The 11,096-nt window shown below is 44.2% G+C and carries 8 protein-coding genes and 1 pseudogene; 7 read left to right on the top strand and 2 right to left on the bottom strand.

Features of this window, described 5'->3' with window-relative positions; translation table 11 throughout:
* Both PF479_RS05685 and PF479_RS05680 read right to left on the bottom strand, forming a co-directional pair.
* Window positions 1–719: 2-oxo acid dehydrogenase subunit E2 (locus PF479_RS05685; RefSeq protein WP_298003357.1), on the bottom strand; the 719-nt coding region annotated here is incomplete at its 3' end.
* A gap of 150 nt (window positions 720–869) precedes the next feature.
* Window positions 870–2,150 carry an MFS transporter gene (locus tag PF479_RS05680; RefSeq protein WP_298003354.1) on the bottom strand — a complete coding sequence of 427 codons (1,281 nt, stop codon included), beginning with the start codon at window positions 2,148–2,150 and terminating at the stop codon, window positions 870–872.
* 281 nt (window positions 2,151–2,431) lie between these two features.
* Between PF479_RS05680 and PF479_RS05675 the strand changes: the two genes are divergently transcribed.
* From PF479_RS05675 to PF479_RS05645, 7 genes and pseudogenes are all read left to right on the top strand, one after another.
* Complete coding sequence (locus tag PF479_RS05675; RefSeq protein WP_298003351.1) at window positions 2,432–3,433, top strand: LacI family DNA-binding transcriptional regulator; 1,002 nt, start codon at window positions 2,432–2,434, stop codon at window positions 3,431–3,433.
* A 44-nt stretch (window positions 3,434–3,477) separates the two neighbouring features.
* Window positions 3,478–4,815, top strand: coding sequence for an ABC transporter substrate-binding protein (locus tag PF479_RS05670; RefSeq protein WP_298003349.1), 1,338 nt, complete (start codon window positions 3,478–3,480; stop codon window positions 4,813–4,815).
* A 61-nt stretch (window positions 4,816–4,876) separates the two neighbouring features.
* Window positions 4,877–5,959, top strand: coding sequence for a carbohydrate ABC transporter permease (locus PF479_RS05665; protein WP_298003347.1), 1,083 nt, complete (start codon window positions 4,877–4,879; stop codon window positions 5,957–5,959).
* On the top strand, window positions 5,956–7,059 hold the full coding sequence (locus PF479_RS05660; protein WP_298003344.1) for a carbohydrate ABC transporter permease: 1,104 nt from the start codon (window positions 5,956–5,958) through the stop codon (window positions 7,057–7,059). Before PF479_RS05665 ends, PF479_RS05660 begins: the two co-directional genes overlap by 4 nt.
* A gap of 18 nt (window positions 7,060–7,077) precedes the next feature.
* Window positions 7,078–9,339, top strand: a complete 2,262-nt coding sequence (locus PF479_RS05655; protein WP_298003342.1) for a glycosyl hydrolase family 65 protein — start codon at window positions 7,078–7,080, stop codon at window positions 9,337–9,339.
* 92 nt (window positions 9,340–9,431) lie between these two features.
* The gene (locus PF479_RS05650) at window positions 9,432–10,646 is read left to right on the top strand and encodes a LuxR C-terminal-related transcriptional regulator (RefSeq protein ID WP_298003339.1); all 1,215 of its coding nucleotides are present in this window, start codon (window positions 9,432–9,434) and stop codon (window positions 10,644–10,646) included.
* Between the two features lie 94 nt (window positions 10,647–10,740).
* Window positions 10,741–11,096 (top strand): annotated as a pseudogene (locus tag PF479_RS05645) (hypothetical protein); the annotation flags it as partial.

Raw genomic sequence — 11,096 nt, 5'->3', positions numbered from 1 at the left:
CTGATGATTTGACCTTCCTTGTTCATGGAATAGACCCTTTTGATCTTTCCAATGGCGGCAAAGAGTCCGTTATTACCCCACTCAAAAAGGTGGTGGAAAGGTGCATCCACCCCGACACTACCCAGATTGGTCAGAAACAGGCTGCTGTACATGGGATCAACACGGATCATGCCGGCAGGAGCCAGATTCCAGTAATCCAGGAGGCGGAATGTTTTCATGATCAACCGCAGAACAGGACCGGGAAATTTCATGAGAAAGTCAGTCTCTGAGGAATTGATATTTCCATCCAGACTTCTGGCTTTATTAAGGTAGCGATGAACTCGGGCTGGCAGACTCCTGAGAGTTTCCCCGGGGTTAAAGGCTATTTTTACATTGATCTCCTCCGCTTCATCGGAGAGTACTTTTTTCGCTACAAAATTGATGGAAATCTCATTCCTCTGATAGTACTTGTATCCCGATATAAAGCGGTTCAACTGAGGCCTGAGGGCTATGGTCCGAACAAAGGCACAGAGAAAGACATGAAATATGGTAATTTTTTTACTTTTTTCAGTCATGGATTCATTGAACTGTCTTATATAGGAAAGGGTCTCGGTCACATCTATTTCCTGTTCAAAGTAGATGATTGACTCTGTCTTGGTTTTCATCAGAAAAGGAAGCATTCCACGAAATGAGGGCAAATCTGTGATCAATGTCCCGTCGGAACGATTCTTAAATGCCATAGTTAACTCCAATCCATAGATTTATCCTGCGACAAGATTTCACAATACCATGATTTCTGAACTGACTAAAGAAATTTAAATTCCGGGAATCAGATTTGGTAAGAACCTTTATATACCGGGGAATTTACATACAGTGAAGAAATGATACCTCTAACGGGATGAAATCATATCATCTTTTGCCTTTCTGACATCTACAGGACAGACCATTGTATTGATAACAGGGACAGCGCCGAGTGATATAAGCCCCATAATCGGGAAAAGCAGAAGAAATGAAACATGTCCCAGGAGAAAACCTACAAGGAGAGGAGCCAGAGCGCTGCTTAGATTCAAGGCCCCAAAAATCCCTGAGTACAGGGCTCGTTGATCCTCCTTACTGATCTGTACAAGCACGGCTTCTCCGCACATCTTATGAGCCCCCGCCAGAGCACCCAACAAGGGGAAGATCAGAAATATAACCCAGGACCCCAACCCGCTGAACAACAGAATTGACATCAGAAGGGGGATAAGCAGGCTGACAAGAGCCTGGATTTTCAGAAGACCCTTGAATCCAAGAGGCTTGATAATCCGGGGCCATATCAGATTAGACAAAACCATCCCCCCCATCTGGAGCAGAACAATTGTGCCGATGATTTCTGAAGTAAGAGAAAAATGCCTCATAAGAGAAGGCAGATAAAAGGGAATCACCACAATGGAAAGGGACAGCATGTTGATGGCAATACAGTAGGATCGAAATGTTTTGTCTTCTCTCAGGATCACTTTCATGGAACTGAGGATTCCTTTCAATCCTGGAGCAGAGGCCGGTGCGGATAGAGTAAGAGAGACCTCCGGTTCCCTGATCATCCAGAAACCAATGGACCCCAGAGCCAGCATCAGAGAGGCCAGGGCAAAGAGAAATGTATAGCGCTGAGTTCCGGCAAATCCTGCCAGAACGTAACGGGTCAAAATGCCGGAAATGAGCACTCCCAGGCTCCAGAAAACCTGTTTTCTCAAAAAGAAGCGATGCCTCAGTTCCCCGGGAATGGTCGTCCCGATCAGGGAGACATAACTGATTCCGGCAAAAGCACCGGAGAGCGTAAAGACTGTGAGCCCACAGTAAATCAGGGTCAGCACTGCCGCAGCTGTAAAAAACTCCGCATTGTTGAGAAGCAGGCCTATGCCAAAAAGAGCCAGCATCCGGGCATACAAACCAGCCAGCAGATAGGGCTTCTTTTTTCTCCTGGATTGAATAAAGGGAGCAAAAAGCAGCTGAGAAACCAGAGGGAATCCTACCATGATGGCCGTTATGAAACCAATATGAATTTCTGACCCGCCCACCTGAAGAACCAGAGCGGGCAGCACTGAATTCACTTCTGTGAAAGTCACCGTCAGGGCCAGGAATATGCCATGCCATAGAAAACCGTTATAACTGGATTTTTGATCTTTAGTAATCACCGATTCCTCTCCTTTTGAACAACCATAATACAAAGCCGATGAATAATAGTGAAGGATTCAGAACTAAATATCAAATAGTAGTAGAAGAAAAAGGAGGACCCTCCACGGACTGATTCTCGTTTATCTGCATATGGGTAGATTCAGTTCCAGAGAAATGAGAATTACTAAAAGATAGTTAATTATTAATTTGACAGATATCTCTTATTGGGTTTAATATGAAAACATAAATGAAAGTACTTTCATAAAAGTTCTTTCTATAGTAAAAGAGACCACAGGACAGGATGAGTAAAAGAGCAACCATATACGATGTAGCAAAGGACTCAGAAGTAAGCATTACGACTGTATCCCGTTATCTCAACAATTCAGAGAGCGTCAAGGATGAAACAGGCCTCCGCATATCAGCCAGCATGGAAAGACTGGATTATATTCCCCAGGGAAATGCGGGAACAAAAGCAAGCCAGTCTGTCCGTAGAGTCGGAGTACTGACCCCCTTCTTCCCTGCCCCTTCTTTTGTAGACAGGTTGAGAGGTATGATCCCCTGTTTCAAAGAAAAAAACTTTGAAGTCATTATCTACACCATAGAGAGTCCCGAACAGTTAGCTGAGTATCTGAGTTCTGTTCCTTTTACCAGGCGTTTAGATGGACTCATTCTCATGTCCATTCATCTGAATCCGGAACAGAACCGGATTCTCCAGGCATCAGATCTTCATGTAGTTATGATTGAATCTGATGATGAAAACTACAGCCGGATTCTGGCTGATGATCAAAAAGGCGGACAAATCGCCGCGGAACTTTTTATTAAAAAAAACTACCTCCCCTGTGCTTTTATGGGAGATGAAAATCAAAATATCACATACAGCTGCCATCCTTCAGAATTACGGCTTAAAGGATACAGAGAAACACTGAAAAAAGCGGGGTATAATCTACCGGATTCTAACATTTTAGAATCAAATACCACTGTGGAAGATTCATTGAGAGTGTTTAGACAGTTCCTGGATGCCGGAAACAGGGTAAGAGCCATTTTTGCCATGTGTGATCTGCAGGCTGTTGGAATAATCAAAGCAGCCAGGGAAAAGAATCTTCGTATACCCGAGGACATGGCTGTATTGGGATTCGATGACATAGAGTCGGCGGACTGGATGGGATTATCATCCATTTCTCAGCATCTTGGAGATTCAGGACGTATAGCCGCACAACTTCTTCTGGAAATGATCACCAGCAATGGGAATGTCATACAAAAAGTTAATCTTCAGGTGGGGCTTGTTGAAAGATCCACGACTTAAAATGTAATCCACAACCCGCGGGTTGTATAGATAAGGAGTAGAGTATGAAAAAATTTGTTTTTGGAGCAGTTGCATTTTTGATGATTGCCTCATTGTCTTTCATGGGGTGCCAGAAAAAAGAAGAAGCAGTAGCTGCAGCACCTGCAGAAGAAAAAGCGGTGGCTGATCAATATGCAGAGGTTCGGGGTACAGTCGTGACGATGGCCGGTCCTTTCGTTGATAACGATGCCATCAAATTTGAACAGTCAATTAAATCATTTGAGGAAATGACAGGAATTGACATTCAGTATGAAGGATCTAAAGAATTTGAAGCCTCCATCGGCATCAGAATTGAGGGCGGAAACCCACCGGATGTGGTAGACTTTCCACAGCCCGGTCTCTTGAAAAACTTTGTAGCCAAAGGCTATGTAATTGACCTGAATAAGACTCTGGACATGGCTAAAGTAAAATCCAACTACATTCAGAGCTGGCTTGATATGGGAACCATGGAGTCTCCAGACGGACCGATTATGGCAGGAATATGGGGACGCGTTAACGGTAAATCTCTGGTCTGGTACAACAAGAAGGCCTTTGATGCCGCAGGATATAAGGTTCCAACAACATGGGCCGAATTACAAGAACTTCAGAAGATGATGATTTCTGATGGAGATTCTCCCTGGGCCATAGGTATTGAATCCGGTGCCGCAACAGGTTGGGCCGCAACAGACTGGGTTGAAGAGATGATGCTCAGAACCACAAGTCTTGAAAATTATGACAAATGGGTTGCGGGTGAACTGAAATTTGACAGTCCCGAAGTTAGAAAAGCCATTGAAACAATGGCCTCAATCTGGTTTGCCGACGGGATGGTTTACGGTGGACGTAAAGGGATTGCCACAACCAGTTTTGGTGATGCTCCCAAGGTTATGTTTGAAAGTCCTCCTAAAGCATGGCTGCATAAACAGGGTAACTTTATTACCTCTTTCTTCCCTGATAACTTAAAAGCCGGAGAAGATTACGACTTTTTCTATCTACCCAGCGTAGATCCCCAGTATGGAAAACCCGTGCTGGTAGCAGGTGATATCTATGCCATGTTTAACGACAGGCCTGAAGTTCGAATGGTTATGCAGTATTTTGCCACAGCTGCCTCTGTTGAAGGTTGGGTCAAAGCAGGAGGAGCTATATCTCCTCATAAAGACTCTCAGTTGAGCTGGTACACCAATGTAGTCGACAGAAAGGTTGCAGAAGTCATTCAGAACGCTACCAGTGTTCGTTTTGACGGATCGGACCTGATGCCCGGTCAAGTAGGAGCCGGTTCTTTCTGGAAAGAGATGACTGACTATGTTTCCGGATCCATAACTCTGGATGAAGCCGTAAAAGCCATTGACGCCTCTTGGCCAAAATGATGTGAATGAAAGAGAGGATGGATCACCATCCTCTCTTTTCCTTTATAAGAAGGAGGCCTGAATGAGCCAAAGAATCGATTCAAAATGGAATAAGGGTGTTTTAGTAGCCCTAGTAATACTCACAGTAGGAGTTCTGGGGGGGGGCTTTGTAGTCCTTCAGAGCATGCAGAATTACAAAGTTTTAATGACAATCTTTGCGGTTGTCTGGGGATTGACATCAGTGTCTCTCCTCTATTTTGTGCTGAATGCAGTAGCAGAATCAATGCCCCATAAAATCCGGTCTACTGCAGTAGCAGTAGTTTTTGCAGGCCCCGCAGTACTGATGCTCTTCTGGGCGCTGGTCATTCCGACCCTTCGTTCTCTGCGACTCAGCTTTGCTGATGCGAATGGTAATGGATTTGTCTTTTTTGATAATTATAAATTCGCCTTTACTGACCCGATTATGATTGAGAGTTACAGAAACAATCTGTTATGGATGGTATTCGGAACATCTTTTTGTATTATTACCGGATTGCTCATTGCCGTTCTGGCAGATAAGAGCAAGGCAGAAAAAATATTTAAATCCCTCATCTTTATGCCCATGGCCATCTCTTTTGTTGGTGCCGGGGTTATTTGGAAATTCATGTATGCTTATAAAGGGGAAGGAATCAATATAACAGAAATCGGCCTCTTGAATGCCATTGTTACCGCCTTTGGTGGTGAAGCTCAAGCCTGGCTTCTTGTCCCCATATGGAATAATTTCCTACTGATCATCATTATGGTCTGGCTGCAGACAGGTTTTGCCATGGTAATCCTCTCTTCAGCGATAAAAGGTATTCCTACGGAGATCAATGAGGCGGCAAGGGTAGACGGTGCCAATGCGGTGACAATTTTTTTCCGTATAACAATTCCCTATATCATGCCTACCATTGTTACTGTCACCACAACCATTCTGATATTCAGCCTGAAACTGTTTGATATTGTACGGGTTATGACCGGAGGGAACTACGGAACCAATGTTATGGCCAATGAATTTTACTTAAGACAGTTCACCTATGGAAATTCTGGTGAGGCTTCTGCCATCGCTATAGTACTTCTAGTGTTCATAATACCTGTTCTGCCCTACAACCTTAAACAATTCATGGATAGGAAGGTATTGAAATGAGTCACATAATCAAAACAAGAAAATCCCTGACAGGGCGTATTCTGATACTGATAACACTGATTGTTATTGTTACCGCCTGGACTGTACCGACTTTAGGTGTTTTTGTAACATCCTTTAGAGATTCCAGAGACATTTACAGCTCAGGATGGTGGTCTGTTCTCCCTCATAAAGATTTGGTGAAGTCCGGTGAATTTGAACTTCCTGAAGATACTGACCCCGATGCTCCCATCGAGATGGAAGGAGTGACAGCAGATTTTGAAGCATGGCGTAAGGGTATAGCGGTATCCGAAAAAAGGACTCTCCGCTGGTATGGAAATAAAAGATCACGAAAAATTGAAGTCTACGAGGAAAAATGGATAGGATTCGGGGCCAACCTGACCCTGCAGAACTATAGAGATGTACTCTCCGGGGGTACTGTCGACTTTGTTGATGGAGAGGGAAATACAATTACCCGTCAGGGTAACAATTTTGCAGACGCCGTTCTGAACTCTATTGCCGTGGCTATTCCGGCGACGATCATCCCGATTCTTATTGCTGCCTTTGCGGCTTATGCCTTTGCCTGGATGGAATTTCCAGGACGGAAACCTCTGTTTATCATGGTGGTTGCTCTTCTGGTTGTCCCGCTTCAGATTGCCTTGATACCCATATTAAGAGACTACACCCGATGGGGTCTTAATGGAACATTTGTAGGAATGTGGCTGGCCCATACGGGATTTGGTCTCCCCCTGGCTATCTACCTGTTGTACAACTACATCAGTACACTTCCCAGGGATATATTTGAGTCGGCCTATCTGGATGGATCCACACCCTTCGTGACCTTTGTCCGTCTGGTACTGCCTCTATCCATCCCTGCCCTGGCCAGTTTTGCAATATTCCAGTTCCTCTGGGTCTGGAACGACTACCTTGTGGCTCTGGTATTCCTCGGGGATAAGAACAGGGTTGTCACAAGCGCTCTGGCAGCCATGATTGGAGAGAAAGGCGCGGATTGGCATCTCCTCACTTCCGGTGCTTTTTTGAGTATGGTTATTCCTCTGGCAGTATTTTTCGGTCTTCAGAGATTCTTTGTGCGCGGCCTGATGGCTGGCTCGGTGAAGGGCTGATTCTCTAGGAGGAATCTTTTGAATTACGATAATTCTCTTTGGATAATAAACAGGGGTTTTAAGAATTCCCTGTTGAAACCGGAATTGAAGACTCTTCTTTTTTCCGGTAATGGATTTCTGGGAGTTCAGGCCAATGCTCCCGGGAGTTCTCAAACTTCAGGTACATTCATTAATGGCTTTTATGAAACAACTCCCATTACTTATGGTGAGAAAGCCTATGGCTACCCTGCTCTGCAGCAGGTCATGATTCCTCTTGTGGATGTTCTGAACTGGGACATTAGTCAAAAAATAGACTCTGAATACCGGAGACTTGATTTGTCGGAGGGAACTGTAGAACTGGATATGCTCCGGGGTATCCGCAGTACAAGGAGGTTGGGATCAGGCTCCAATGGTTCATCCCTGGAAGTTCTGGAAGAAGTGGTCACTTCCCTTGTTCATGCAGACCTCCTTTACAGCAGAATAACCTTAAAGGGCCAGGGGCAGTACCGAATTACCAGGAGAATCGGCCCTCCCAGCCGGGAAAGTGATGAAAGCAGTGATCCCCGTAAAATGGAATCTCTGGGGAATGAGCTGTTCAAAAAAAGTGACCATATCCCCACTCCTCGGGGATGTCATATTGAGGAAACAAGTAAATTCAGCACACTGAGTTACCGCTGTACCCTGGTACTGGATGAATTCACCCGTGGAGGGGTGGAATCAAATCAATTTGAGACATTTTTTCAGGACATTGACCTTAAAGAAACTTCAGAAGCCTCCAAAATGCTGACTGCCCGGTTTCAAACCGGGGGCTCTGAAGGATTTCCTCCGGACAAAGCTAGTGAAGTATCAGAAAATACTAAGAACCTAAGCTGGCATCAGATCTGCGCGGACCAGGAAAACTATCTGATGGATTTCTGGGAAAAAGCAGATATAAAAATAGAGGGAAAACCGGAATATACGAGAGCTCTTCGCTTTAACAGCTATGGACTCCTCCAGTCTACGGGAATAGATCCATCCAGAAGCGGAGCTGCCAAGGGTTTGAGCAGTGGAGGTTATAACGGCCATTATTTCTGGGATGCGGATGTTTATTTACAGGGAGCACTCAACAATATAGATCCCCGGAGAGCAAGGACTCTTGTTGAATACCGGATCTCTCATCTGAAAGAAGCCCGGGAGAGAGCTGAAGAACTTTCGGAAGCAGGAGCCCTCTACCCCTGGCGTACAATTAACGGAAAAGAATGTTCCGCATTTTTTCCAGCAGGGACAGCTCAGTTTCATATTAATGCTGATATTATCTGGGGAATGAAAAGCTTTCTGGATAACAGTGGAGAAAGGGACATTCTACTGAAAGGCGGAGCAGAAATGCTCTTTGAGACAGCCCGTTTCTGGGCGGCCTATGCTGTTGAAGTCTCCGGAAAAGGATACAGCCTTCACTGTGTCACAGGACCAGATGAATATACTGCTCTTGTCAACAACAACTTCTATACAAACCTTATGGCAAGGGAACATTTAAGCTATGCCTATGCCATTGCCCTGGAGCTGCAGGATGAGTTTCCAGAATTTACAAAGAACCTTATGGATCAGCTGGATCTGAACAACTCTGAAATTAAATCCTGGCAGGATATATCACATGCATTTTATCTCCCCAAAATGGAGGACTCAGATATCTACAAGCAGGATGATTCTTTTCTGGAAAAAAGTCTCTGGGACTGGGAGAATACACCCCTGGAAAACAGGCCTCTTCTCCTCCACTATCATCCACTCAAGATTTACAGACATCGTGTGATGAAACAACCTGATGTTATCATGGGCCTCCTCCTCCAGAAGCAGTATTTCAGCAAAAAGGTCTTTGCCTCTAATTACGACTATTATGCCCCTCTCACCAGTGGAGATTCTTCCCTGACCTCAGCAGTCCAGTCTGCTGCAGCGGCTCTAGCGGGCAGGCAGGAAGAAGCAGAAAATCATTTCAGAAAGAATCTGTTCCTCGATCTGGAAAACAGAGAAGGAAATACAGATAACGGGATTCATCTGGCAGCTATGGCAGGGGCAAGGATCGCATTGCTCTATGGGTTTGCAGATATGGAGATCACCGCCGATGGCTTGTTCTTTAATCCTGATTTCCCGAAGGATTGGGGAAAGGTCTCCTTCTCACTGATACATAAGGGGATACTGGTTCATATTATTTATGATCCATCCAAGGAGAGCATAAGCTTCAAAGCGGATGGTTCTTTAAATATAAAAATTGGGACAAAACCAGTCATGTTGAAGAAAGATGAACAAAATATTCTGAGCCTGAAGTAGGACAGGACGGAAATTGTTTCCTCAGGATTAGAATTCCAGGATCAAATATGGTATAAATAATCAATAAATCATTTATCCTGGAGTGTGAGCAAATGTTGATATTTTCTATCATTTCCTGCATTTCATTTACTATTTATCTGACTCTTGGCATCATTATTTTCAGAATAAAACCTTCCTCTCCTCTTCATCGTAATTTTGCTTATTTTTGTTTCTGCTTTGCCCTGTGGGCGTTCACCTCGTTTTATTTGTCCTACACTCAGAATCAGTCGCATCATACTTTTTTTATAAAACTCGAATACACGGCAGCTTTGATTTATGAAATTTTTATACTCCGTTTTTTTATCTTTTTAACAGAAAGATTCAAGTCTAATAGAAAAAGGCGACTATTTTTTGGATTAATCATGGTCATACCGGCCGTCTTTATCTATCAGAATTGGGTATATAATAGTATTTATACCTCATTCCCGGCGGGATTCTGGTATGTTGGCCTCCATATCCTGGCCAATTCATACAACATCATCAGTGTTGTCCTGCTGATTCTCTGGTCACGGAAATCAACATTGAATCGAGTAAAAATGGAGGTCCGGATTATCATTAGCTCTGGACTTTTTACCATTCTTATTACCATTCTGGGTGATTATATTGCGGGATTCTTAAAAGTCCCGACTCCAACTCCAGCATTGACACTTTTATGGATCGCAGGCTTATTTTATGTCATCCTGAAATACAGGATGCTGGAAATATCACCCTATACGGTGACCATGGAAATCCTGAATTCCATTGATGACATTGTGGTCCTGTTTAATCCCGATGGAAGCATCAACTGGTTCAATAAGACCGGTGATGCCTTTTTCTATAAAGTCCTATCCGAAGAGCCCCACTTACTCGACTTGTTCGGTCATAAGCACCAGGAAAACTCTCTGGTTGATGACATCATGCAGGACAGACGCCAGATAGCCCGGTTCCGGTTTCCCTTCCGCCTAGGGAGCATGACCACCGTCTATGACGTTGTACTGGAACAGGTAAAAGACTCCTTTGATGACAACATGGGATATCTGATGAGGGTGAACAGGGTCAAATCAATCAACTCTCTCCAGATATTCTATAAACTGACCCGGCGGGAGGTGGAGGTGATTCAACTGCTGATCACCGGCTTGACCTATGCAGAGATTTCAAGCGAACTGGATATTAGCGAAAATACCGTGAAGAGCCACATCACTAACTTTTACAACAAGCTGGGGATTAATAATAAAATAGAGTTGATGAATGCCATAAACCACATAGAAACCGGTCAGAATGGGGAATAATGAACTTTAAATAACCCCTTCTAGTACTTTCGGGTGATGTGTGATATCAGCTGCTGGAGTATCCTTTTCTTAAATAGAGCAAAGGAGTATACCAGTGTTTAATAAAGCAGTTCTCATATCAATAATTTTCACTCTCCTTTTATTCGGCTGCAGTCTTAATTCAAAAGATGATGATGACCTCCTTTCAGACCCCCCTACTCCAACAGACCCAACGACACCGCCAGACCCATCAGACACAATCGCACCATCAGACACTGTTTTGACTGTGATAAGCGCTGGAGCCGAAAAAATCAGCCTCAGCTGGAGTGAGCCGGATGACAGTGATTACGCACATCTTCTTTTGTCCTGGAATCCCGGAGGCACGACCGGAACGAAGGTAGTGAAGGGAACAACCGTGTATGAGATAGCAGGGCTCACAAATGAACTTGAATACTCAATAACAGGGAAATC

The sequence above is a fragment of the Oceanispirochaeta sp. genome (genome assembly GCF_027859075.1).
In the GTDB taxonomy this organism is placed as follows: domain Bacteria; phylum Spirochaetota; class Spirochaetia; order DSM-2461; family DSM-2461; genus Oceanispirochaeta.
This window is presented reverse-complemented; position numbering and strand designations above follow the sequence as displayed.